Consider the following 25,905-nt stretch of genomic DNA (forward strand, 5'->3'; position numbering starts at 1 on the left):
AATATGACCGTTGCCCTTAAGAAGCAGCTCGATGAAAGCCTGCGCGATGCGCTGTTGGCGCTTTACCTGAACAAGGTCGCGCCTGACCGGGACAGGATGAAACCCTACAAGATCAAGACCGCCCGGGAGCTCTACGAATTCTGGCTGCTGGATGTACTGGTCAGCCAGGACGTGCCCACCACCCCCGTGGCCTGCGCCATTGCCAGTTTGCAGCAATACATCAACCGCATCCTGATGAACCTGGAGCCCGGCTATGAGCCCGCCGACATCACCACCGATCTGCGGCAAACCTGGCGCGACGAAATGCACCAGTACCCGACCTGGGCCGCCCACCAGCAGTTGCTTTACTTCCCTGCTATGTACCTCGACCCGAACCTGAGAGCCGACAAAAGCGCCAACTTCGAACAACTCGAAAACGCCCTCAACCAGAACCAGATCCAACCCGACGCCGTTCAATCGGCGGTCATGGCGTACCTGACCCGATTCGAAGAAGTGGCCAACCTGAACATCCTCAACGGCTACATCGATGGCGAGGACTACGCCAACAGCACCTACTACTTCATCGCCAAGTCCCGCAGCGAAAACAGCTACTTCTGGCGTTCACTGAACATGGCGCAGCGGCCCCTCGCGGGTGTGCCGACACAACCACCGGGCACCACGCCCAAGCTGGACCCGCCGGCCCCGTACGCCTGGTCGGACTGGGAAAAAGCCGACGTCCCCATCCCCGAGAACGCGCCCGAGCATTCGGTGCGACCGGTCTGGTTCAACAATCGGCTGTTCGTTGTCTGGGGCGAATGCATTCATCAGGACCCGTCACCCTCCAACGCCTCGTCACAGGACGATACAACGGCGGCGAGCAAGCACCATCCGCTGTTGCGCCTGAGCTATTGCTTCAAGAAACACGATGGAACCTGGAGTACGCCGCGGGTGGCCCTGCAAGGCCATTGGGAAGACAGTTCCCTGGGCAACAAAGACCTTGCAGCGATCAAGACGTTGCTCGCCACTGTCGCCGTGCATTTTCGCCAAGGCTCGCGCGACTCGCTGTTTCTCGCCTTGCAGGGTTATGGATCACCGGCAGCGTCAGGCCTGGCCAGCGGCAAGGAGCTCGCCTTCAACCAGACGGTCTGCATCGACAGGCACCTCAATCATGAACCGGGGCGCTCAACGGACGCGGCCAACGAACAGCAACTCCTGAAAGCCGCCGCACAGCGTATCCAAGCCACAACGTCCATCGACCTCGAAATCACAGAAGTCGCCCTGCCCGGCAACCTGCCCGCCACCCTGTCGGATTTCGAAAGCGCCCACCGCGATCGCATCACGCTCACCTACACCCGGCACGACTCCAGACTCACGTTGCACATGGCGGCCAACATCGACATGACCAGCGCAGGGAACATGGGATACCTGCCGCGCAACGTGATGCGCTTGAGGGTGCAAACCCCCTTCAGTCGTGAACCTCGCCTCCAGATGAACCTGGTGTTTGCTGCCCAAAGCCTGCCGAAAACGGCTTACATCCGGCTTCTGGAGGGCTCAAGCCTCAGTCTTGCCAGGCCTCCGGTCGCTCTCGATCGCACCTTCACGTGGTCCTTCACGCACACGCCTGACGCACTGAGAGACAGTGATCGCTCGCCCGGTATCATGCTATCGAGCCAGACCCACCTCGAAGGAAAATTCATTTCCACAGAGGCCGTCAGACACCTGATCAAGGCGAGCCGGCGCGACAACAACAGCTCGACCATCCGCGAATCGGAAACGATCATCCTGAAAACAGCGCACGCCGAACCGTTTGACGTGAAGCACGTCGCCGTTCTCTGCGATGAACCACTGGACAAGCAATACGTCGTCTTCCGGCAACCCACCGCCTCATTAGACCGACCGCTGACCTACGCAGACCTGAGCGTCGTGGCCGAGTCCGTTCCGGCCGAGCATCTGCCGCCGTCCTTTGACTTCGAGTGGCCCGGCACCGATCCCGGCGACGACACCACCCTGCTTCTCGGGGTGGCGTTCGTCCACCCCTCCGAACCAGCCACCAAGCGCTACTCCGTCCTCCGGGCCTTCACGCTCAAACGCCCCGTGATACGCCAGCAACCGCCCGACATCACCCAGGTCACGGCGCCCGGCTTGGGGGCCACCCAGTTCATCGATTTCGCCAAGTCCACGATCAAAACCAGTGACGCCTCCAGCCGACGGCGCTCGCCGATCCGTTTGAACACCGTGTTCGCCGCCGAACTGATCCGGCGTACCGAGGACGGCCTGGATGAACTGTTCGACTGGACGACCCAACACCTGCAGGAACCCGCGATACCCGACGACTCGAACATCGCGATGGATTTTCATGGCGCCTACGGCCGTTACTTCACCGAGCTGTTCCTCCATGTGCCATGGCTGGTCGCCCATCGCTTGAACGCCGAGCAGCGGTATGAGGAAGCCGAGCGCTGGTTGCGCTACGCCTTCGATCCGGATCGCAACAAGGATGAATGCTGGCGCAGCGTGCCGCTGGTCGATCGCGGCGTGCCGTCGTACGCCGATCAGGCGCCTCATGACCCGCACCAGATCGCCCTCAGTCATCCCGTGCACTTGTGCAAGGCGCTGTACTTCCTGTACCTGGACATCCTGATCAACCGGGGCGATGCCGCATACCGCGCCATGACGCCAGACGGCCTCAGCGAAGCGAAGCTGTGGTACGTGCGTGTGCTCGACCTGCTGGGCCCGCGCCCGGTCGTTCGGCCAGTGGTGCCCTGGACGGCCCTCAGCCTGCAAACGTTGGTCGAAACACCCGACGACGACCTGCGCACCTTCGAGTACTCGCTGACCCGCCTGAACGACCACCGCGGGTTGGTCCTTCGCGAAGGCAGCGCACGCTCGACCCTGCCGGCCATCGATAGCCCGTATCTGCATCTGCCGTTCAACCCGCAGTTGCTCAGAGGCTGGGACACGGCCGAGAGCCGGCTGCACAACCTGCGGCACAACCTCGACATCGCCGGCAAGCCGCTGCACCTGCCGGTCATCGCGGCGCCGCTGGACCCTCGCACCCTTTCCAGCAGCCTGGCCCTGAACCTGTCGGACAGCGCAACGACCCGCCTGCCCACCGCCGCCATTCCCCCTTACCGCTTCACGACCGTGCACAGCCACGCCCTGCAAGCGGTGGACAGCCTCAGCCAGTTCGGCTCCCTGCTGCTGTCGCTGATCGAACGCAAGGAAGAAGCCCAGTTGCAGGCCTTGCAGCAACAGCAAGCCTGGGACCTGGCGAAGCGCGCCGTCGACCTGCAACGCCAGGCCTTGAACATCGATCATCGTAACCGTCAGGCACTGGAGGCCACCAAAGGGATCGTCCAGGACCGAGCCCGCCATTACGGAAAACTGATGGAAGAGAACCTCAACGACTCGGAAAAACACGCCACTCAGTTCTACCTGGCCAGCGGCAGTGCCGAGCTCGCCGCCATGACCTGCCAGATCGCGGCAGGCGCCATGATGACGCTGCCCAACATCTTTGGCCTCGCCAACGGTGGCAGTCGCTGGGAAGGGCCAACGCTCGCCGCCTCGGCGGCGGCTCACAGCGCGGCCATCCTCGCCCGTACGGCAGCGGACCACTGCGAGCGTACAGCCTCGTTCAATCGTCGGTGGGACGAGTGGCGCCATGCGTACGACCAGGCCCAACTCGAACTGGAGCAGCTCGACGCCCAACTGGCGCACTTCGCCGAGCAGGAAACCGCCACCCGCCTGCAATTGCGCCTGGTCGAAGCGACCCTCGGCCAGGCCAAGGCCAACTACGATTTCCTGAGCAAGCGCTTCTCCAGGACGCAGCTGTACCAATGGCTCAACAGCCAGTTGGCCGTGGTCTATCGCCAGGCCTACGACGCAACCCTGAGCCTGTGCCTGGCCGCCGAAGCCTGTTGGCAATATGAGACCGCCGACTTCGACAGTCGCTTCATTCAACCCGGAGCGTGGCACACGACCTATCGAGGGCTTGGTGCCGGCGAGTCGCTGAAGCTGAACCTGATGAACATGCACGCCGGATACCTGCAACGCCATGAGCGCGAGCTGGAGATCCGCAAGACGGTGTCGCTGCGACACCTGAAGGACAAGACCCCGGCCAGCCACCTGAACAAACCATGGCCGCAGATGCTGGACAACCTGAAGAAAGGCACGTGTGAGTTCGAACTGCCTCATCAGTTGTTCGAAGACGATTACCAGGACCAGCAACATTACCTGCGGCGCCTCAAGACCATCAGCGTGACCTTGCCGGCCGTCGTTGGTCCTTACGAAAACATTCGGGCCACGCTGACCCAGACCGCCAGCACGGTGTTCTTGTCGCCAGGTGACCGAGGCCGTGCCATGGAGAGCCGCCGCGCCAATCAGCAGATCGCCCTGTCGACAGGGATCGACGACAACGGTCTGTTTACCTTGAGCTTCAACGATGAGCGCTACCTGCCGTTCGAATACACCGGCGCCATTTCCAAATGGCAGCTGACCTTCCCGAACCCCCAGGCGCAAAAAGACCTGCTGGAATCGCTGACCGACATCATCGTGCACGTGAGCTACACGGCCAGGGTCGGCGGAGGTGCGCAATGAACGAGCCATCCGCGTTGCCGGTCACCGCACCCTCCCTGCCCAAGGGCGGGGGCGCCATTCAAAGCATTGGCAAAGGATGGAGCCCCGTGGGTGCCCACGGTACGGCTGTCTATGAGATGGCCTTGCCCATTTCGCCGGGGCGCGGCTTTGCGCCGCCCCTGTCCTTGAACTACGCCAGTACGCTCGGCAACGGGGTGTTCGGCATCGGCTGGGGGCTGTCATTGCCCAGCGTGGCACGACGCACCAGCCAGGGTGTGCCGGCCTATGGGCAAGACGACGAAATCATCGGCCCCACCGGAGTGGTGTGGCTGCCCGAGCGTGATGCGCAGGAGGCTGTCGCCTCGACCCACGTCGACCACTACAACGAGCTGGCACTGGGAACGACCTACACCGTCACCCGACACTTCCCCAGGACCGAAAACCGTTTCGACCGGATCGAGCATTGGGCTTCGCCAGGCGATACGCCGGGCTTCTGGCTGGTGCACGGTGCCGACGGCAGCCTCCACGTGTTCGGAAAGAGCCAGGCATCGCGGCGCGTCGATCCCGGGGATGCGCGCCGAGTCGGCGAATGGCTGCTGGAGGAAAGCCTGAACGCCCACGGCGAACATATCCTCTATCAATACCAGACAGACGCCACGGCCCAACGCTATTTGAGCCGGGTCAGCTATGGCAATTTCAAGGCCGACACGCAGCTCTATTCGTGGACTGCGCAGCGGCTCACGTCCGTGCAATGGCACTTCGAACTGGTGTTCGACTACGGTGAACGAAGCACTGCCTATACAGAAAAGCCGTCGTATGAGGGCCGGCAGTGGCCGACCCGCAGCGATCCATTTTCCAGCTTCGCCTACGGCTTTGAATTACGCACCGAACGCCTGTGCCGCCAGGTCCTGATGTTTCACCGTTTCCCCGCTGAGCTGGGCGCGGCCCCCGTCCTGGTGCGGCGTCTGCTGCTTGACTATCGCCAGCCCCCCCTGGGTTACCAGCACTTGAGCGCCGCCCACGAACAGGCGTTCGCCGAAGACGAAACCGTCGAGCGACGCCCTCCCGTCGAGTTCAGCTACAGCGCATTCAAGCTCACGCTCGAACCCCTCGCCTGGCAGCGTTTTGCGGACATGCCGGGGCTCAACGACGGCCACAGCTATCAGTTAGTGGACCTGTACGGCGAAGGCCTGCCGGGCGTGCTCCATCGAAACGAAAAAGGCTGGCATTACCGTGAACCCATGCGCGCCGGGGCCAACGGCAACGAAGTGGCCTACGCGCCGTGGCGAACGCTCCCCAACCTCCCGGTAGCCGACGCGGCAACATCGGTACACCAGGCCTTGAGCGATCTCACGGGGGACGGTCGTTTGGACTGGCTCATCGCCCGGCCGCAAGTGAGCGGTTTCTTCTCCCTCGAGGCCGATCGAAGCTGGTCGGACTTCGCCACGTTCGAGGCATTTGCCCCAGAGTTCTTCAGCCCTCAAGGGCAGTTGGCCGATCTGATGGGCGACGGGCTCGGCGACCTGGCACTGATCGGCCCGCGCAGCGTTCGCCTGTACGCCAACCAACGAAAATACGGTTTTTCACCGCCATTCGAGGTCCCCCGAGAAGCGCATGAAGATGCCCTGCCCGTGTTCACCGGCTCTCCCGGCGAACTGGTGGCTTTGAGCGACGTACTGGGCAGCGGCCAGCAGCACCTGGTGCGCATTCGTCATAACGAAGTGAAGTGCTGGCCCAACCTCGGGCATGGACGCTTCGGCCAAGGCCGGGTGCTGGATTTCCCCGGGTTGGCCCACGAAAGTTTCGACGCCTCGCGTATTCGCCTGGCGGACCTGGATGGCTCCGGCGCCGTCGACCTGATCTACCTGCAAGCGGATCAGGCACTGATTTTCATGAACCGCTGCGGCCAGGGCTTCGCCCCCGCAGTGGCGCTGCCCTGGCCCGAAGAGCTGCGCTACGATCCGTTGTGCCAAGTGAGCGTCGCCGACCTGCAAGGGCTCGGCTGTTCCAGCCTGATCCTGAGCTCACCGCACATGGGCTCGCAACATTGGCACTACGACTTCGTCAGCGCTAAACCGTATCTGCTCACCGGCACCAACAACAACATGGGCGCCGACGATCGCATCGACTACCGCAGCTCGGCGCAGGAATGGCTGGATGAGAAACAGGAGAGAATCGCCGCCGGCAAACCACTCACCTGCCGCCTGCCCTTGGCCCTGCATCTGGTGTGCAGTCAGACCCGCCTTGACGAAACCACCGGCAACCAGCTGACCCAGGCGTTTGCCTATCGCCAAGGTTACTACGACGGCAGCGAGCGGGAATTTCGCGGTTTCGGCCTACTGCTGCAAACCGACACTCCAGCCAGCCCCGGCGACAGCGACAGCGACAGCCAGGACCTCACCCCTCTGTGCCTGAAGAAAACCTGGTTTCACACCGGGCGCCGAGTGGATCTGCCGCGAAACAGCTACAGCCGCGCAGACAAGCAGGCCATGGCGCTGGGCAAGACATTGCTTTGCCAATACCAACCCGAGACGCAGCGCGACCGGATCATCGCCTCGCCAGACGCGACCACCGATCTGGAAATGGCCCGCGCCTTGTGTGGCCGCTTGCTGCGCAGCGAGGTCTTCGGCGTCGATGAACGCCGCAACGCCACCCGCCTCTATACGGTCCAGGAGAACCGTTACGGGCTGCGCCTGCTGCAAGCCCCCGACAACCATCGCCGCCAGGCCCGGATGCTGCCGCTGCTGCTGGAGTCGATCACGTATCAATACGACGGCTTTGTCGATGACCCGCAATGCCGGCACACCCTGAATCTGCAACACGACCTTTACGGAGCGCAGACCCGCAGCGTGGATGTCCATTACGCCCGACGAACAACCGCCAACGACACCCCACCATTCAACGACGCCGACCAACGACAGTGGTGGCGCGACGCTCACGACCCGGCGCAGCAGCGCTACCACCTGAACGAAACCCGCGCCGAGTTCATTCATCTGCAAACAGCCCGGCAATGGCGACTCGGCCTGCCTTATCGCCAGCGTACCCAGGCCTTGCAGCGCCCCAAGGCCCCTGAAGACGAGGGGCTGGTCCCGCGGGACATCACGTTCGAAACACTCGACGAGCGCGTGCCCCCCATGACCTGGCACACCCAAGGCGTGCTGACCGGCCTTTGCGTGCAGCGCTACAAAGACGCGGCGAGCGCGGCCACCCTACCCGATGGCATCGCCGACCTGCCGGCCCTGGCCGATCACCTGGAGCGCGCAGAGCTGGATGAAACGGCCCTGGAGGCCTTCCAGGCGCTGCCCCAGGACGACCGCCCCAAAGGAAAACTGCTGGAGCGAATCGGTTATCACCGAATGACCGACCTGCTGCCTGCATCGACGCCCGCAAAGCTCTGGTCAGTCAAGAGCGACTTCGCGAGCTACGCGCCGCTGGAGGGCTTCTACAAGGTCAACGCTGTACAACCGAGTCAAAGCCAGGGGGTGACCCGGATCAGCTACGACCCGTATGCCTGCCGGGTCATCGCCTTCACGCTGCCCGATGGCTGCACCACCCAGGCCGTCCACGACTACCGCTCGCTGCAACCGGTGCGCATCACCGACCCCAACGGCAACGTCCAGGAAGGCTTGTTCGATGGGTTCGGCCAGGTCCTGGCCAGCTCTTTTCATGGCGATGAAGACGGCACGCCCGTAGGCTTCAAGCCCCTCGCCCAGTTCAAGCGCCCTTCGTTCGAGCTTGCGGCGCAGGCCGTCCGCCGCGAAAGGGAAGCCGTGCAGGGCGCCGCCACGGCCCACTATTACGCGCCCTTCAGCTGGATGGGACGGGTATCGACGGCCGCATTGGCCGACCCCGACTGGCTGGCGCGTTGCGTAGCAAGAGGGGACCTGCTTGCCGATGGGCATCTCTGCGCGTCAGCCCGAGCCCGGTTGTCGTCAGGCCGAGCCTTGTCCGCCGACGACCTGAAGCTCAAAGACGAACTCGAGGCCTTGAACCGTGAGCCCGTGCATGTCGCGACCCTGGTCGCCGACCGCTACCCCGATGACCCGCAGCAACAGATCCGCATTGCCATCACCCATTTCGACGGCTTCGGTCGAACGTTGCAAAACAAGCAGCGGGTCGAGTCAGGCATGGCCCGTGTCGTCGACGCCAAAGGCGAACTGACCCTGGCAGATGGCAAGCCCAAGGCGCAGATCGCCGCGGTTCGCTGGCGTGTCAGCGAACGGGTGGAATACAACGGCAAGGGGTGGGTGGTGCGGGTCTATCGGCCTTACTTTGCCGATCATCATCGCCACATCAACGATGCGTCCCTGCACCAGTGCGGTCATTTCGACCGGCATGTCCACGACCCCCTCGGACGCCTGACCCACACCTGGCTCGCCCGGCAGGATGACCTCTGCCATTTGCGCCGCCACACGCGCCACCCCTGGTACAGCGTGGACGAGGACGAGAACGACACCTTGCAGGAAGTCATGTCGACCCGCGGGGGTGCTGCATGAGCGCTCGCCTTCACCACAAGACGCCCACGATCAACGTCATCGACAACCGTGGCCTGCCCGTGCGGCAGGTGGCTTACCACCGACGCGAGGCAGACGAGCCAAGCCAGGCGCGCATCATCCGGCATCACTACGACGCGGCGGGGCGACAGGTGGCGCAGTGGGACGCCCGGCTGTTCGCCAACGCCCCCGAGGCCAACCTGCAGACCGTCTACAGCTTGTCGGGCAAGCCACTGCGGGTGAGCAGTGTCGACGCCGGGTGGCGCCTGAGCCTGCCGGGCGACGCCGGGCAGGTGCTGCGCCGTTGGGACCAACGGGGAAATCAGGAGCAAACCACCTTCGACGATCAAAGGCGGCCGGTCATGCGTCGCGAGCAAACGCCAGGGCAGGCGCCACGCACAGTCGAATGCCTGCGCTACGGCGACAGTTCGCCAGCGTCTGCCGCCCGTAACCTGTGTGGTGCCCTGGTCCGTCAGGATGACAGCGCCGGCACCCTGCTCACCCATGCCTACGCGCTTTGCGCCAACCCGCTGAGTCAGACCCGGCACCTGTCAGCCGACACCGCGCCCGGCGACTGGCCAGGGAACGAAAAAGACCGAGACCTGCTGCTGGAACAGGGCGACGGCCACACCACACATTGGCGCTACGACGCACTCGGGCAGGTCATCGAACAAACCGATGCGGCCCGGCACCAACAGCGGAGCACGTTCGATCGCGCGGGCCAGCTCAGTGCCGTGAGCCTGAAGCCCCGGGACGCCATCGTCGAAACAACCGTCGCAAGCCAACTCACCTACAACGCGTCCGGCCAGCTCGAATCCCAGGTTGCCGGCAACGGTGTCATCAGCCGCGCCGTGTTCGACCCGGCCACCGGGCGGCTGACCGCCCTCAGCGCATCGCTGTCCACCCGGACCTTGCAGGACCTGCATTACACCTACGACCCGGTGGGGAACGTGCTGCGCATCGAAGACAAGGCCCAGCCGGTGCAGTACGGCAGTAACCAGCGGGTCGAAGCCACGCGCACCTTCACCTACGACAGCCTGTATCAATTGATCCGTGCGACAGGGCGTGAAACCGCAGATCTGGCTCCGACCATCCTCAACATTCCGATCGATGCCGGTCAGTTGTTCAATTACACCGAGCACTACACCTACGACACCGGCGGCAACCTGACCGAACTGCGCCATGTTCGCGAGCGCAACCACTACACCCGGACGTTCAGCGTCAGCCCCACCAGCAACCGCCTGCTGAGCTGGAACACCGGCCAGTCGGCGCCCGACGTCACAGTGGCCTTCGATGCCAACGGCAACCAGCAGGCGCTGCTGCCCGGGCAGGCGCTGACCTGGAACAACCGCAATCAACTCGACAGCGTGGTGCTGGTCCAGCGTGAAGGCGCGCCCGACGACGTTGAGCGCTATCACTACGACAACAGCGGCCAACGGGTGCGCAAGGTCCGCACGGCCCACGCCGAGGCCATCACCCACACCCGAGAGGTGCGCTACCTGCCGGGCCTGGAGATCCACACCCGTCCCAATGAACGGCTGGAAGTGATCAGCCTGCAAGCTGGCCGCTTCAGCGTGCGTTACCTGCACTGGACCGCAGGTCGACCGTCCGGCATCGCCGCCAACCCAATGCGCTACGGCCTTGGCGACCACCTGGGCTGCTGCTCACTGGAACTCGATGCCCAGGGTGGGTTGATCAGCCAGGAAGGCTACCTGCCCTACGGCGGGACCGCCTGGTTGGCCTCGCGCTCGGCGCTGGAAGTCAGCTATCGCACCCTTCGCTATTGCGGCAAGGAGCGCGACGCCAGCGGTCTGTATTACTACGGCCAACGCTACTACGCGCCGTGGTTGCAACGCTGGATCAGCCCCGACCCGGCGGGGGCGGTCGACGGATTGAACCTGTACGCCATGGTGGCCAACAATCCGCTCAGGTTCGTCGACCATCAAGGATGGCTGAAGGATGACGTAGTCAAAGGGGTGGAGGCTGATGGGCACGCCCGGTCCCTGGCGATGATGCAACCCCCCTCGACCCTGCCGCCCAGGCGAACGGCCGGTGACGACCGAGAAAACGCCGCGCTCAACCTGGCCCTGCGTCCGACCCCAGGCTTGAGCAAGACAAAGCGCAAGGACCTGGTGGTCCACTCGTTTGGCGTGACCGGCGATACCCCGGGCGGTAAGCCGGTGGCGCTCTATGAGTACCACAACCTCTCCGGTCCCAAATCCGGCCCGACGGGTTATCGCGGCGTGGACGCCCGCTACGAAGGCAGCGCTAAAAGCGACAGTTTCTACCTGAACTTCGGCAGCTACAGGATCGGCAACACCAGCGAATACCTGAGCGACCTGGCCGAACGCTACCGCGCCACCAAGAACGACCCGATCCACAGACTCGAAGTGGATCCCGAGTTACTCAAGCGCGAGCCCACGCTGAGCAGGACGGTCGATGCCCTGTCGGAGCTCCAGCCAAACACCCAGAACCTCATCGCCACGCATATCGAGCGCTGCAACGGCATCATCCCCGTGCGCGCCGGGGGGCCGGGGGCGCATGGGGAAGTCCGGGTACTGAACGACGTCGTTGCGCTCTATCCGGGCCAGGCCGAGCGAGTGCTTTCGGACACGTACCTGTTCACCGAAAAAATCACCGGCGTGGCCCAACCGGAACCGTTCATTGCCTGTTTCAACTGCAGCGGGATCATCCCCGAAAACGTCCATATTCCCACGCAGCGCCACCCCAGGAACTATGAGCTGTACAACGATCACGTACAGACAATCAGGCGACCTTAGCGCCTTGGCAGTTCAGGACTCAGGCACTGATCGCATCGGTAAACACCAACCGGTTCCCGAACGGGTCGGTGACGGTCAGTTCCTGGGTCCCCCAAGGCATCGCCTGGATCTCCGGGTGAGCGTAACGGTACTGCGTGGCCCGCAATTGCTGCTGGAACGCTTGCAGTTCATCCGTCTCGATGCGCAGCGCCGAGCCCGGCGTGCAATCGCCATGGTGCTCGGACAGGTGCAACACGCACTCGCCACGGGACACTTGCAGGTAGAGCGGGAAGTTGTCGCCAAAGCGGTGTTGCCAGTCGACGGTAAAGCCCAGGAAATCGACGTAGAACTCCATCGCCTTGGCTTCATCGAAGATCCGCAGGATCGGAGTGGTTTTACCGAAGCTCATGGGTTTGCTCCCTGGCTGAAAGGACCCAGTCTAGCTGGGTTGAACCCAGTGCTTCGGCCTTGGTGCGGGGTTCTTTAATATCGAAGTGCCATCCCCCTGGATAACACTGCACATTTGAAGGCTCCAACGAACCCGTGGCGAGGGAGCTTGCTCCCTCGCCACACTGACTCATCACCCCGCGAGACTTCCCCGCGCCAGGAACCGTCCTCCCCGGCGCCCATTCGCCTGGTCTTCGTCATAACTCAGGACGCCATTGACCCACACGCCATCAATGCCTTCGGCAGCCCGTTGCGGCGCGGTGAAATCGGCGACATCACGAATGGTCTGTGGATTGAACAGCACCAGGTCGGCCCAATACCCTTCACGGATGTCCCCGCGCCCTTCCAAGCCGAAGCGTGCCGCAGAAAGGCCGGTCATTTTGTGCACGGCGGTGTGCAGCGGAAAAAGCCCGACGTCACGACTGAAATGTCCCAACACCCGTGGGAAAGCGCCCCACAGGCGCGGGTGGGGAAACGGGTCTTCGGGCAGTCCGTCGGAACCGACCATGGACAGCGGGTGGGCGAGGATTCGTCTTACATCACCCTCATCCATGCCGTAGTACACCGCACCCGCCGGTTGCAGGCGTTGCGCCGCGTCCAGCAGCGACACGCCCCACTCGCCGGCAATGTCGGTCAGGTCGCGGCCGCCCATCGACGGATGCGGCGTCGACCAGGTGATCGTGATGCGATGGGCGTCAGTCACTTGCTTGAGGTCCAGCGTCGAAGAACTCGCCGCATAGGGGTAGCAGTCACAGCCAACGGGATGGTGTCGCGCGGCATTTTCCAGCGCCGCGAGCACCTGTGGGCTGCGCCCCCAATTACCGGCGCCAGCGCATTTGAGGTGGGAAATGATCACTGGACTCTGCGCATGACGACCGATCTGGAACGCTTCGGCCATGGCCTCGAGCACCGGCTCGAATTCGCTGCGCAGGTGAGTGGTGTAGACCGCACCGAAGGCTCGCAGCTCTTCGGTCAGTTGCATGACTTCGTCGGTGGACGCGCAAAACGCGTTGGCGTAGGCCAGGCCGGTGGACAACCCCAGCGCGCCGTCCTCCAGGCTTTCGCGCAGTTGCCGGCGCATGGCGGCGATTTGCGGCGCGCTGGCGGTGCGTAGCAGATCGTCCATGTGATTGTTGCGCAACGCCGTATGGCCCACCAGCGCGGCGACGTTGACTGCCGGTGCAGCCGCTTCCACGGCGTCGCGATAATCGCTGAAGCGCGGGTAGGTAAACGCCGAGGCCGGGCCGAGCAGGTTCATCGGGTCGGGCGGATCGCCCCGCAGGCTCACCGGCGAGGCGCTGATGCCGCAGTTGCCGACGATCACCGTGGTCACGCCCTGGCTGAGCTTGGGCAGCATCTGCGGTTGGCGGATCACCACCGTGTCGTCATGGGTGTGCACGTCGATGAACCCCGGCGCCAGCACGCGGCCAGCGGCGTCGATGTCGACCACCGCCCGCGCCGCACCCATGTCACCGATGCGCTCGATGCGCCCGGCGCGAATCGCGACATCGGCGTCGTAGCCAGGGGTGTCGCGGCCATCGATGACGTGCGCATTGCGGATAAGCGTGTCGTACAGCATGTCAGTCTCCCAGCGGCAGGTCGTCGTCGCCGCCACGGTAATCGTCCAGCGCGAGCTTGACCCGCCGCAGGCGCTCTTGATTGTCTTCGGGGTGGGCCAGGGCAAGCTCGGTGGCGAGCACGTCGATGGCCAGCAGCATGCCGTAGCGCGCCGCCGTGGGTTTGTAGATGAACGAGGTTTCGGCGCCTTGCAGGGGCAGCACCCCATCGGCCAGTTGGGCCAGCGGCGAGTCGGCTCGGGTAATGGCCAGGATCGGCGCGCCATAGCCGCGGGCCAGTTCAACGGCATCGAGCAGTTCCGGGGTGATGCCGGTGAGCGAGCAGGCGATGACCAGATGGGCTTCGCTGAGCGAGGTGGCGGTGATGCGCATCATCACCGGATCGCGGCACGCGGCAATCGGGTAGCCGAAACGCACCAGGCGCACCTGCAACTCTTCACAACACAGCGCCGACCAGCCGCCGAGCCCGAACGCATGGATCATCCGTGCCTTGCCCAGCATCCGCACGGCATCGGCGAACCGTGTTTCTTCGAATGCCGAGAGGTGCTGGCGCAACGTGGACTCGATGTCGCCGACAATCTGCCCATAGAACGCCGACTGCTCGGGCGCGCCCGCCGGGTCGAGAAACCGACTGCCAACGCCGCTGGCCTGGGCCAGTTGCAGGCGCAGGTCCCGCAGGTCGCGACAACCGACGCTACGGGCAAACCGTGACAGCGTGGCGCTGCTGACGTCGGCGCGCTGGGCCAGTTCGTCCAGGCTGGCGGAGGCGGCAAAGCCGACGTCGTCGAGCATCAGCCGGGCGATTCGGCCTTCGCCGGCACTGAAGGAATCCTGGCGAGCGCGGATCTGGTAGAGGATGTCCATGGGGGGCTCCTGTGTGGGTGCGTCGCGCTCAGAGCAAACGCGCAAGCCCGAGGGTCAGGCCGAAGGCGACCAGGGAAATCAGGGTTTCGAGCACCGTCCAGGTCTTGAAGGTCTGGGCAACGGTCATATTGAAGTATTCCTTGATCAGCCAGAAGCCGCCGTCATTCACGTGGGAAAAGATAACCGACCCGGCCCCGGTGGCCAGCACCAGCAACTCGGGGTGCGGGTAGCCGAGGCTGATCGCCACGGGCGCGACGATACCCGAGGCCGTGGTCATCGCCACCGTGGCCGACCCCGTGGCGACGCGCATCAAGGCCGCGAACAGCCAGCCCATGACCAGTGGCGACAACTGGAACGCCTGGGCCAGGCCGACGATCTGCTGGGTGACCCCGGCGTCCACCAGAATCCGGTTCAAGCCACCGCCGGCACCCACCAGCAAGGTGATGCTCGCCGTCGGCGCCAGGCATTCGTTGGTGAATTTGAGGATCGATTCGCGGTTGAAACCCTGGGCCAGGCCGAGGGTCCAGAAACTGAGGATGGTCGCCAGCAGCAAGGCAATCACCGAGTTGCCAATGAACAGCAGGAACTGGTTGAAACCGCTGCCCGGCGTGGAAATCAGGTTGGCCCAACCACCGATCAGCATCAGGAACACCGGCAACAGGATGGTCCCCAGGGTGATGCCGAACCCCGGCAACCGGGCGCGGGGCTCGCGGTCGAGAAACTGCCGCTCCAGCGGGTTTTCCGCCGGCAGCGGGATGCGCGGCACGATGAATTTCGCATAAAGCGGCCCGGCGATGATCGCGGTGGGGATGCCGATCAGGATCGCGTACAACAGGGTCTGTCCCACGGAGGCCTGGAACGCCTGCACCGCCAGCATCGCCGCCGGATGCGGCGGCACCAGGGCATGGACCACCGAGAGCCCGGCGACCATCGGCAACCCCACCATCAGGATCGACACCCCCACGCGCCGGGCGATGGTGAAGGCAATGGGCACCAGCAGCACGAAACCGACTTCGAAGAACAACGGCAGCCCCACCAGGAAGGCGATGCACACCATCGCCCAATGGGCGTTGCGCTCGCCGAAGCGTTCGATCAGCGTCTGCGCCAGCCGCTCCGCCCCGCCGGACTCGGCCATCATCTTGCCGAGCATCGTGCCCAAGGCCACCACCAACGCAATGTGCCCCAGCGTCTTGCCGACCCCCGCCTCATACGCCCCCACCACCCCTGACGCCGGCATGCCCGCCAGCAGCGCCAGGCCGATGGACACCAGCGTGATCACGATAAACGGGTTGAGCCGGTAACGGGCGATCAGCACGATCAGCGCAATGATGGCGATGGCCGCGTAGACCAGCAGCCAGTATCCGAAAGCAGGGGCCATGCGGTACTCCTTGAACAGGGTTACGTCGAGTTGTGAAACTCATAAATCATTTCAAGGAGCATTCTTCAAACATTCTGAAAGTCATTTTCGTGCACAGACAAGAAGTGTCGCCCAGGGACATCGCCCGGCAGGCCTGATGAAAATCCGCGGCGAAACTTTCATTCTTGTGCACGCAGCGTCGGCACCCACCGGGTTCACTGTTCTTGCGCCCGGCAATTGCGTACCATCCGCCCCTGTTTTTGTACCACGTCCCCCGGCCCCGAGCCTCGATCGGTGCCCTGTCAGGTAAATCATGAAACCAGCACGCCTTCGCGCCGACGTCCTCGCCGGCCTCACCACGTCTTTCGCCTTGCTTCCCGAATGCATCGCCTTCGCCCTGGTCGCCCACCTCAATCCACTGATGGGGCTCTACGGCGCGTTCATCCTCTGCACCCTCACCGCCCTGTTCGGCGGGCGTCCGGGCATGGTGTCCGGCGCGGCAGGGTCGATGGCGGTGGTGATTGTCGCGCTGGTGGTGCAGCACGGCGTGCAGTACCTGCTGGCCACCGTGCTATTGGGCGGGTTGATCATGATGGCGTTCGGGCTGTTGCGGCTGGGCAAGCTGGTGCGCATGGTGCCGCACCCGGTGATGCTCGGTTTCGTCAACGGCCTGGCGATCGTGATTGCACTGGCCCAGCTGGAGCATTTCAAGAGCGGCGGCACCTGGCTGAGCGGTGAAGCGCTGTACCTGATGGCGGGCCTGGTGGCACTGACCATGGCCATCGTCTACCTGTTGCCGCGCCTGACCCGCAGCGTACCGCCGGCCCTGGTGGCGATCCTGGGTGTCGGCCTGGCGGTCTACCTGCTCGGCTTGCCCACCCGCACGCTGGGCGACATGGCCCACATCGCCGGCGGCTTGCCAAGCCTCGCCTGGCCGGACATTCCCTGGAACCTTCAAACCCTGCAGATCATCGCCCCCTACGCCGTGATCATGGCCATGGTGGGTCTGTTGGAAACCCTGCTGACGCTGAACCTGACCGACGAAATCACCGAGAGTCGCGGTTACCCGGACCGTGAATGCGTAGCCCTGGGCGCCTCGAACATCGTCTCGGGCCTGTTCGGCGGCATGGGCGGTTGCGCGATGATCGGCCAGACGGTGATCAACCTCAGCTCCGGCGGACGCGGGCGCCTGTCGGGCGTGGTGGCCGGAGTGATGGTGTTGCTGTTCGTGTTGTTCCTGTCACCGCTGATCGAGCGCATCCCGCTCGCCGCGCTGGTGGGTGTGATGTTCGTGGTGTCGCAGCAGACATTTGCCTGGGCCTCGCTGCGGGTGCTCAACAAGGTGCCGGTCAACGATGTGCTGGTGATCATCGCGGTGACCCTCATCACCGTGTTCACCGACCTGGCCGTCGCCGTGCTCTGCGGCATCATCATCGCCGCGCTGAACTTTGCCTGGCAGCAGGCGCGGGAGTTGTACGCCGACACGCACCTGGAAGCCGACGGCAGCAAGCTCTACCGCCTGCACGGCACCCTGTTCTTCGCCTCGACCACGCCGTTCCTCAACCAGTTCGACCCGGCCAACGACCCGGCCCAGGTCACCCTGGACTGCCGCCACCTGCGCTTCGTCGACTACTCGGCCATCGCCGCGCTCATGACCCTGCGCGAGCGCTACAGCAAGGCCGGCAAGCACCTGCGGGTGTTCCACCTCTCCGAGCGATGCAAGCAGATGCTCAAGCGCGCGGATGCGCATCACGACTGAGCGTCAAGCCTCCCACAAACCCTCGTGGGAGCGAGCTTGCTCGCGAAGCCGCCGACCCAGCCAACCTCGATGTCGACCGGCACACCGCTTCGCGAGCAAGCTCGCCCCCACAAGCGGGGGATCTTTCAGACCATCTCGTTGCGTATCCACTCCACCACCGACGTCCGCTTCGGCACCCAGCCCAGCAGTGCACGAGCATTGCGGCCACGCACGCGGCTGTTGGAGCCCAGGCCGTAGTTGGCCATTTCGTAGCCCCATTCGGCCTCGGCCTCGGCCAATGGCCAGTCCTGTGGCTGCCCGAGGCCAAGGGCCTGGGCCATGGCGGTGGTCATGTCGATGAACGAGGCCTCGCCGCTTTCGACGAAGTAGAACGTGCCCGGCACATTGCGGCTCAGGGCCAGTGTGTACAACTGGACCACGTCTTCGATGTGCACGTTGGACCAGATGTTCTGCCCCGGCCCGACATGCCGTACCACCCCGCTCTTGTGCGCTTGCTTGAGCAAGCGTGGCAATTGCACGCTGTCACGCTTGACGCCCAGGCTGTGGCCGTAGATCAGAGTGTTGCAGATCACCGCCGAGTTCACGCCCTGCCTGGCGGCGTCCAGCACCAGCGTATCGATCGCGACACGCGCGGCCTTGTCGGCAGTGGGCTGCGGCAAGTGGTTTTCCTGGTAGATCTCATCGCTGTGATGCCCGCCCGAAGCGTCGCCGACAATGCTCGAACCGCTGGTGTGCAGCAGCACCTTGTTCGAGCCCTTGAGCCCGTCGATCAAGGCTTCGACCGCCCCGCGGTGGTCACTGCTGGCGGCGTTGATCACCGCATCGGCGGCCCGGGCCTGCTCGGCCAGCAGCGCGCTGTCGTCAAGGGTGCCGATCACCGGCTCGATACCCAGCGCAGTCAGTTCGCTCGCCTGCTCGGCGTTGCGCACCAGCCCGGTGACTCGATGCCCGGCGCGAACCAAACCGGTGGCGATGGAACCGCCGATGAAACCGGCGGCGCCGGTGATGAATACGTTCATGGTCAAACTCCTTGGCCAGATAAGTGATGGGACGAGTATCGAGGACGGCTGCCGGGGGAAACAGACTGCCTTGCCCAAATCACTCTTGTCCTGGAGTCACGAATCGCCCTTGAATTCCCGCGAGGCGTAGTCGGCGAGCTTGCCTTGGATGAAATCGAGAAAGCACTGGATCCGCAACGCCAGTTGGGAGTTGCGGTAGTACACCGCATGAATCGGCTGGCGGTATCCGCTGTTGGCCTCCGCCAGCAGCACCTTCAACCGGCCGGTACGGATGTCGTCACGGGTCATGAAGTCCGACAGGCAGGCAATGCCCTGGCCTTGCAGCGCCAGGTGCCGCACCGTCTCGCCACTGGAAGCGCTGATGAGCGGCTGGATCGGCCAGCGGTCGCCGTGCACATGGCGCAACGGCCACTGGTTGAGCCCTTCGTTCTGGGCAAACCCCAGCAACGCATGCTCCGCCAGTTCAGCGACGCTGGCGGGAGTGCCGCGTCGCTTCAGGTAAGCCGGGCTTGCCAGGATGTGCAACGGGCTGCAACCCAGCGAGCGGGCGTGCAGCGTCGAGTCGGTGAGGGTGCCGATGCGAATGGCGACGTCAGTGCTTTGCTCCAGCAAATCGATGATCAGGTCATTGCTGTTGAGTTCAAGCTGGATGTCCGGGTAGAGGCCGCGGAACTCTTCGATGTGAGGAACGATGGCGTGGAGCATGAACGGCGACGCGGCGTTGATCCGCAAGCGCCCGGCGGGGTTTTTCTGGCGCGACGACAGACGCTCTTCCAGTTCGTCCATCTGGTCGAGGATGCCCTTGGCCTGCTCGAAGAAATACTTGCCCTCCTCCGTCAGGTCCATGCGCCGCGTGGTGCGGTTGATCAGCGTGGTTTCGAGCTTGGCTTCCAGGCGCGACAACGTGCGGCTGACCGCCGACGGCGTTTGCCCGACCTGCTCGGCGGCGGCGGAAATCGACCCGCACTCGATGACGCAGACGAAGACCTGCAGTTCGTCGGATCTGGCTTTCACGTATCCCCCTGTCGACTGAGCTGTTGTGGCGAGGATCTATCCCCTCGCCACGGATAGATCCATTGCCACAGGATAGTAACGGGATGCGTTGGGAAAGGAAGGTCAAGCCTTCAGACCGAACACCTCAACCAGATGCTGCTCATACCGCGCCACATCCGCCTCGATGTTCGGGCGCTTCATCACGTCCACGCACAGGAACGTCGGCAGCGCGGTCATGCCGAGGAACTGATTGGCCTTGTGGAAGGGGAAATACACCGCGTCCACACCTTTGGCCTCGAAGAAGTCGGTGGGGTCGTCGAAGGCCTGTTGCGGGGCGTTCCAGGTCAGGGACAACAGGTATTGTTTGCCTTGTATCAGGCCACCGCTGCCGTACTTCTGAGAGGCGTCGGAGCGGGTTCGACCGTCGCTGGCATAAAGGCTGCCATGGCCCTCGGTGAAGACTTCGTCGATGTATTTTTTCACGGTCCACGGCGCGCCCATCCACCAGCCGGGCATCTGGTAGATGATCACGTCGGCCCACAGGAATTTGGCCACCTCTTCCTGGATGTCGTAGCCGCCGTCGATGAACGTGGTCTTCACATCCAGGCCGCCACGGTCCAGCACGCTGAGCGCCGTGTCGTGAAGGGTGGCGTTGTAGCGACCATCGGAGTGGGCGAATTGTTTGCCGCCGTTGAGCAACAGGACTTTTTTCATGGAGCGCCTCATTCGGTTTCCACGGCACCGCCTCGAAGGCTGCCGAAGGAAAAGGTTGAAAATGATGGCGGCAGACTACCGAGGCATCTCGCGCGGAATAAGCCCCGCACCGGCAAAACTGATTTGACGCAAACGCACGAATCAACCACGGATTGTTGCCTTAGACTCCTGCACCGAAATTCATTCCAGGAGCCACGCGATGAGCGAGCAACACGCTTTCATCCTTCACGCCAAGACCCGCCCGGAAAAAGCCGACGCCTTCGAAGCACTGTTTCGCGCCTATGTCGAACCGAGCCGCGCCGAACCCGGCTGTATCGAATACCACATGCTGCGGGACCAGCAGGATCCCACGCTGTTTATCTTCTACGAGGTGTGGGCCTCCCAGGCACACCTGGACGTGCACTCGAACCTGCCGCACATGCAGCAATTCTTCGCGCAGCGCATGGATTACCTGGAGCGCGACTTCGAGATCCGTCGCATCGACATGCTCAGCCCATCCTCGGCTAGCCGCTGATCAGCAGATGGCCGCCGAGCACCCCGAGGCCCACGAAGAACACACGCTTGAACAACACGGCGTTGATCCGCTGGCGCAACCATTGCCCCAGCCACATGCCCAGCAGCGCCGGCAACAACGCCAGCAATGAAGCGCTCATCTCACCCACGCCCAGGGCGTCGCGCCAGAACAGGCCGGCGGCCAGGGCCAGGGTCGAGACCGTGAACGACAGGCCCATGGCCTGCACCAGCTCATCCTTGTCCAAGCCCAGGGCTTGCAGGTAAGGCACCGCCGGAATCACGAACACCCCGGTGGCGCTGGTGATGACGCCGGTAATCATTCCGCACAGCGGGCCGAGCCACGGCTCGACACCAGCCCCCACCCGCAGCGTCGGCAGCAACAGCCCGGCCAGCGCATACAGCAACAAGGCCCCGCCCAAGGCACGCACGACCCACGCCCCGCCCGTCATGCCGATCCACAGCGTGCCGAGCCCGGTGCCCAGGCCTATCGCCAGGAGCAACGGCCACAATCGCCGAATCAACGCTCGCAGGTGCCCACCAAAGGCCAGTTGCCACACGTTGGTCAGGGTCGCCGGAATGACCAGCAGCGCCGCAGCCTGCGTCGGCGCCATAGCCAGCCCGAGCAAACCCATGGAAAGGGTCGGCAAGCCGAGGCCGATGACACCCTTGAGGGTGCCAGCCAGCAAGAAGGTGACCATGACCAATAAAGAAAGGGCCGGACCAAGGTTCTGGTAGAAAGCGATGAGTGTGTTCATGGGGCCATGGTGGGCCCTGGAGGACAGGTTTTAAATCTGCCATATACTGAGGCAGCCTCTCTTCCCGCAAGAGGCTGAAACTTTGTGGCATACCCAACACCGCAGAATTTGAGACAGGCCCCCTTCCATGCACTTCGACCTCACCGACCTGCGCCTCTACCTGAACACCCTCGACACCGGCAACATCACCGCCGGTGCCGCCCGCAGCCATTTGTCCCTGGCAGCGGCCAGTGCTCGCGTCCGTGCCATGGAGGCGTCCCTGGGCATCGACCTGCTCGAACGCGGCCGGCGCGGCGTGAAGCCAACACCCGCAGGCAACGCCCTGGCCCAGCATGCCCGAGTCTTGCTGCAACAGGCCGAACGCCTGCAACAGGACCTGGCCGAATACGCCAAGGGCGTCAAAGGCCGGGTGCGGTTGCTGTGCAACACCAGCGCCATGACCGAATACCTGCCCGAGCTGTTGGCCGATTTTCTCCAGGCCCATCTCAACCTCGACATTGACCTGCAGGAATTGCCCAGCTCACGGATCACCCATGCGCTGCGCCAAGGCGCGGTAGACCTCGGGATCGTTTCCGACGCAGTGGACACCGATGGCCTTCAGACCTGGCCTTTTCGGGACGATCCGTTGGTATTGATCCTACCGACCGGACACCCCCTGGCTGACGGTCGCGCCGTGCGTTTCAGCGAGACACTCAGCCACGATTATGTCGGCCTGAACGCATCCAGCGCCCTGGCGATCCACCTGGAAGAGCAGGCCCTGCACATCGGCTCACGCATGCAAGTGCGCATTCGCGTCGATGGTTTCGACGGAATGATTCGTATGGTGGCCCACGGTGCAGGCATTGCCATCGTGCCGAAGGCGGCCATCGACCGGCGCCCACCCGAGCCTTCGTATCAATGCCTGCCGCTGCAAGAGGCCTGGGCGCACCGGGCGCTGTTGCTGTGTGCCCGCGACTTCGACGCTTTGCCCGCCTATGCCAGGGCCCTGGCGCGGCATCTGGCAGGTTGAAGCGCGGTTCTGGACAACCCGGTGTCGAACACAGGCATCTTTGCATTCATGCCGCGCGTTAGGGTGCCGGTTCTCTTCCGCCCCTTTTCGGAGCTCACATGACCGCACCCATCACCGTCCTGCGCGACACCCATCCGCTGCCCGTACTCGACGCCTGCAAATGGGAAAAACTCGAAGGCGACCCGCACACCGTCAACCTCAACGCCTACACCAGCGAAGACGGCAGCAAGATCATGGGCACCTGGATCTGCACCCCCGGCAAATGGCGGGTGGATTATGTGAAGTGGGAATACTGCCATTTCCAGGAAGGCTACTGCGTCATCACCCCCGACGGCATGGCGCCGATCCACCTGCGTGCCGGTGACATCTTTGTGGTCGAGCCCGGCATGAAAGGCACCTGGGAAGTGGTCGAGACCGTGCGCAAATACTTCGTCTTTGCCTGAAGCAAAAAAGCGAGGGACCACCCGACGTGGTCCCTCGCAAAGTACTGACTGCCTACACACCTTTCCCCGTGGCGAGGGAGCTTGCTCCCGCTGGGCAGCGCAGCGGCCCTCTGCTTTAAGCGGTTGCTGTGCAACCGAGCGGGAGCAAGCTCCCTCGCCACGAAAGACGTCTCTAACTGTCGTGACAGCGTTACTGCGGCTTGCGATAGCTGTTAACGATCGCTGAAAAATCCTTGCCGCCTTCGCCCCGCTGGCTCATCGCCTGGTACAACTGCTGCGCCACCGCCCCCAGCACCACCGGCTGATGGGCTTGTCGCGCGGCCTCGGTGGCCAGGCCCAGGTCCTTGAGCATCAGGTCGGCGCCAAAACCACCGGTATAACCCCGGGACGCCGGTGCGGTTTCGATCACGCCCGGCCAGGGGTTGTAGGTGTCCGAGCTCCAGCAACGGCCCGTCGAACTGTTGATGATGCCGGCCAGCACCTGGGTGTCGATGCCCAAGGCGTCGCCCAGGGCCATGGCTTCGCTGACGCCCACCATGGAAATCCCCAGCAGCAGGTTGTTGCAGATCTTGGCGATCTGCCCCGTGCCGACGTCACCGCAATGCACGATGTTGCGGCCCATCTGCGCCAGCACCGGTTGCAGGGTCGCGAACAGTTCTGTGCTCGCGCCCACCATGAACGTCAGCGTGCCGGCCGCCGCGCCACCGGTGCCGCCCGAGACCGGTGCGTCGGCCATCGCCACGCCCTGCTTGGCGGCAGCGGCGGCGACCTCGCGGGCGGTCTGTGGATCGATGGTGCTGCAATCCACTGCGGGCGTACCGGCGGCGATCCCCGCGAGCACGCCGTCTTCACCCAGCCAGACACTGCGCACATGGGCCGCGGCCGGCAACATGGTGATCACCAGTCCAGCCCCTTGGGCCGCATCGCGTGGCGAGGCGCTGATCGTGCCGCCCAACGACGCCAGCTCGGCCAATACCGTCTGGTTCAGGTCGAACAGGTTCAACGAATGGCCGGCCTTGAGCAGGTTGCGCGCCATCGGGGCGCCCATGTTGCCAAGGCCGATAAATGCGATGTTCATGTCCGGCTCCTTAACGCAGGTTGATGGTGGTGTTCACGCCGTCATTGACGCTGTCATCATCGAACCAGCGCGCGGTAACGGTCTTGGTCTGAGTGTAGAACTGCACCACTTGTTTGCCGTACGGGCCGAGGTCGCCGAGTTTCGAACCCCGCGAACCGGTGAAGCTGAAGAACGGCACCGGCACCGGGATCGGAATGTTGATCCCCACCTGGCCGACGTCGATCTCACTCTGGAACTTGCGGGCCGCCGCGCCGCTCTGGGTGAACAGGCCCGTGCCATTGCCAAACGGGTTGGCGTTGACCAGGGCAATCGCCTGGTCGAGGGTGTCGACTTCCAGCACCACCAGCACCGGCCCGAAGATTTCCTCGGTGTAGATGCGCATGTCGGTGGTCACCCCGGAAAACAGGGTCGGCCCGACGAAGTTGCCCTGCTCGAACCCCGGCACGCGGATGTCACGACCGTCGAGTTCCAGCTTCGCCCCTTGCTGTACGCCGCTCTCGATCAACTCGAGGATCCGCGCCTTGGCACGCTTGGAAATCACCGGCCCCACGTCCGTGCCCGGCTCACTGCCGGCGTTGACCTTGAGTTTTTGCGCCAGTGCCTTCAACTCCGGCAACCACTGCCTGGCCGCGCCCACCATCACCACCACCGAGGTGGCCATGCAGCGCTGGCCCGCCGCGCCGAAACCGGCGCCGACCAGGGCATTGAGGGTTTGCTCGCGGTTGGCGTCCGGCAGCACCACCGCGTGGTTCTTGGCGCCCATCATCGACTGCACGCGCTTGCCGTGGCGGCCCGCCAGGTCATACACATGGGTGCCGACCGCAGTCGAGCCGACGAAGGACACCGCCTTGATGTCCCGGTGGGTGCAGAGCGCATCCACCACGTCCTTGCCGCCGTGCACCACATTGAGCACGCCCGCCGGCACACCGGCCTCGATCGCCAGCTCCACCAGCAGCATGGTCGACAGCGGATCCTGTTCCGAAGGTTTGAGCACGAAGGTGTTGCCGCAGGCGATGGCCATCGGAAACATCCACAGCGGGATCATCGCCGGGAAGTTGAACGGCGTAATGCCCGCGCACACCCCGATCGGTTGGCGCAGGGTGTAGGTGTCGACGCCACCGGCGACGTTCTCGGCGAACTCGCCCATTTGCAGGGTGCCGATGGAACAAGCGTGCTCGACCACTTCCAGGCCACGGAAAATGTCACCCTCGGCGTCAGCGATGGTCTTGCCCTGCTCGGCGCTGAGCACGGCGGCGATGCGCTTGGAGTGTTCGCGGATCAACGCCTGGAGCTTGAGCATGATGCGCATGCGTGCCCCGATGGGCGTCAGCTTCCAGGTCTGGAACGCACGCTGGGCAGCGGCGATGGCGGCATCGACTTCCGCCGCCGTGGCAAAGGGGACTTTCGCCAGCACCTGCTGGGTGGCCGGGTTGACGATGTCGTGCCATTCGCTGGACTGGGATTCAACCCACTCGCCATCGATCAGCAGTTTGACGGTTTGCAGGGTGGTGTCGCTGGGGGTGAGGGAAACATTCATGCTGGCCTCCGGGATTGTTCTTATAGAGAGTGCTGCT

At 63.8% G+C, this 25,905-nt stretch carries 17 protein-coding genes; 7 read left to right on the forward strand and 10 right to left on the reverse strand.

The features are described 5' to 3' along the window. The first annotated feature begins 3 nt into the window (after positions 1-3). The 3 genes from AD664_RS07740 to AD664_RS07750 are packed head-to-tail and all read left to right on the forward strand — an operon-like array spanning position 4 to position 11,824. Positions 4-4,572 (forward strand): neuraminidase-like domain-containing protein, encoded by a 4,569-nt coding sequence (locus tag AD664_RS07740; RefSeq protein ID WP_053145694.1) that lies wholly within the window; start codon positions 4-6, stop codon positions 4,570-4,572. Next, positions 4,569-9,047, forward strand: a complete 4,479-nt coding sequence (locus tag AD664_RS07745; RefSeq protein ID WP_053145696.1) for a SpvB/TcaC N-terminal domain-containing protein — start codon at positions 4,569-4,571, stop codon at positions 9,045-9,047. The genes AD664_RS07740 and AD664_RS07745 overlap by 4 nt, the downstream gene beginning before the upstream one ends. Further along, positions 9,044-11,824 carry an RHS repeat-associated core domain-containing protein gene (locus tag AD664_RS07750; RefSeq protein ID WP_053145698.1) on the forward strand — a complete coding sequence of 927 codons (2,781 nt, stop codon included), beginning with the start codon at positions 9,044-9,046 and terminating at the stop codon, positions 11,822-11,824. The genes AD664_RS07745 and AD664_RS07750 overlap by 4 nt, the downstream gene beginning before the upstream one ends. A gap of 19 nt (positions 11,825-11,843) precedes the next feature. Here AD664_RS07750 and AD664_RS07755 read toward each other — a convergent pair whose 3' ends face one another. The 4 genes from AD664_RS07755 to AD664_RS07770 all read right to left on the reverse strand — a co-directional run bounded on the left by AD664_RS07755 (position 11,844) and on the right by AD664_RS07770 (position 16,069). Further along, positions 11,844-12,212, reverse strand: a complete 369-nt coding sequence (locus AD664_RS07755; RefSeq protein WP_042730888.1) for a glyoxalase superfamily protein — start codon at positions 12,210-12,212, stop codon at positions 11,844-11,846. Between the two features lie 171 nt (positions 12,213-12,383). Next, positions 12,384-13,829 carry an amidohydrolase family protein gene (locus tag AD664_RS07760; protein WP_053145699.1) on the reverse strand — a complete coding sequence of 482 codons (1,446 nt, stop codon included), beginning with the start codon at positions 13,827-13,829 and terminating at the stop codon, positions 12,384-12,386. Position 13,830: 1 nt separating this feature from the next. Beyond that, entirely contained in the window at positions 13,831-14,691 is an 861-nt protein-coding gene (locus tag AD664_RS07765; RefSeq protein ID WP_053145701.1) for a MurR/RpiR family transcriptional regulator, read from the reverse strand. Positions 14,692-14,719: 28 nt separating this feature from the next. Then, positions 14,720-16,069, reverse strand: a complete 1,350-nt coding sequence (locus AD664_RS07770; protein ID WP_053145703.1) for a gluconate:H+ symporter — start codon at positions 16,067-16,069, stop codon at positions 14,720-14,722. Positions 16,070-16,361: 292 nt separating this feature from the next. Here AD664_RS07770 and AD664_RS07775 point away from each other — a divergent pair, with 292 nt between their 5' ends. Then, a complete protein-coding gene (locus tag AD664_RS07775) occupies positions 16,362-17,807 on the forward strand; it encodes a SulP family inorganic anion transporter (RefSeq protein ID WP_053145705.1) in 1,446 nt (481 codons plus the stop codon). 125 nt (positions 17,808-17,932) lie between these two features. On the opposite strand, the gene AD664_RS07780 is transcribed toward AD664_RS07775, so the two are convergent. From AD664_RS07780 to AD664_RS07790, 3 genes are all read right to left on the reverse strand, one after another. Next, positions 17,933-18,826 (reverse strand): NAD-dependent epimerase/dehydratase family protein, encoded by an 894-nt coding sequence (locus AD664_RS07780; RefSeq protein ID WP_053145706.1) that lies wholly within the window; start codon positions 18,824-18,826, stop codon positions 17,933-17,935. A gap of 96 nt (positions 18,827-18,922) precedes the next feature. After that, a complete protein-coding gene (locus tag AD664_RS07785) occupies positions 18,923-19,840 on the reverse strand; it encodes a LysR family transcriptional regulator (RefSeq protein WP_053145707.1) in 918 nt (305 codons plus the stop codon). 102 nt (positions 19,841-19,942) lie between these two features. Then, positions 19,943-20,533, reverse strand: a complete 591-nt coding sequence (locus AD664_RS07790) for an NAD(P)H-dependent oxidoreductase (RefSeq protein WP_042732452.1) — start codon at positions 20,531-20,533, stop codon at positions 19,943-19,945. A 199-nt stretch (positions 20,534-20,732) separates the two neighbouring features. Between AD664_RS07790 and AD664_RS07795 the strand changes: the two genes are divergently transcribed. Continuing rightward, entirely contained in the window at positions 20,733-21,047 is a 315-nt protein-coding gene (locus AD664_RS07795; protein ID WP_042732451.1) for a putative quinol monooxygenase, read from the forward strand. On the opposite strand, the gene AD664_RS07800 is transcribed toward AD664_RS07795, so the two are convergent. After that, positions 21,037-21,801, reverse strand: a complete 765-nt coding sequence (locus AD664_RS07800) for a sulfite exporter TauE/SafE family protein (protein ID WP_053145709.1) — start codon at positions 21,799-21,801, stop codon at positions 21,037-21,039. The two genes, AD664_RS07795 and AD664_RS07800, sit on opposite strands and share 11 nt — an antisense overlap. Positions 21,802-21,928: 127 nt before the next feature. Here AD664_RS07800 and AD664_RS07805 point away from each other — a divergent pair, with 127 nt between their 5' ends. Next, a complete protein-coding gene (locus AD664_RS07805; RefSeq protein ID WP_053145711.1) occupies positions 21,929-22,810 on the forward strand; it encodes a LysR family transcriptional regulator in 882 nt (293 codons plus the stop codon). 98 nt (positions 22,811-22,908) lie between these two features. Then, positions 22,909-23,253, forward strand: a complete 345-nt coding sequence (locus AD664_RS07810) for a cupin domain-containing protein (protein ID WP_003177747.1) — start codon at positions 22,909-22,911, stop codon at positions 23,251-23,253. A 190-nt stretch (positions 23,254-23,443) separates the two neighbouring features. Here the strand turns inward: AD664_RS07810 and mmsB are convergent, their stop codons facing one another. After that, a complete protein-coding gene (gene mmsB, locus AD664_RS07815; protein WP_053145713.1) occupies positions 23,444-24,331 on the reverse strand; it encodes a 3-hydroxyisobutyrate dehydrogenase in 888 nt (295 codons plus the stop codon). A 10-nt stretch (positions 24,332-24,341) separates the two neighbouring features. Continuing rightward, the gene (locus AD664_RS07820; protein WP_053145715.1) at positions 24,342-25,868 is read right to left on the reverse strand and encodes a CoA-acylating methylmalonate-semialdehyde dehydrogenase; all 1,527 of its coding nucleotides are present in this window, start codon (positions 25,866-25,868) and stop codon (positions 24,342-24,344) included. Positions 25,869-25,905 lie beyond the last annotated feature (37 nt).

This window comes from Pseudomonas sp. P97.38, from assembly GCF_001269745.1.
GTDB lineage: Bacteria > Pseudomonadota > Gammaproteobacteria > Pseudomonadales > Pseudomonadaceae > Aquipseudomonas > Aquipseudomonas chlororaphis_E.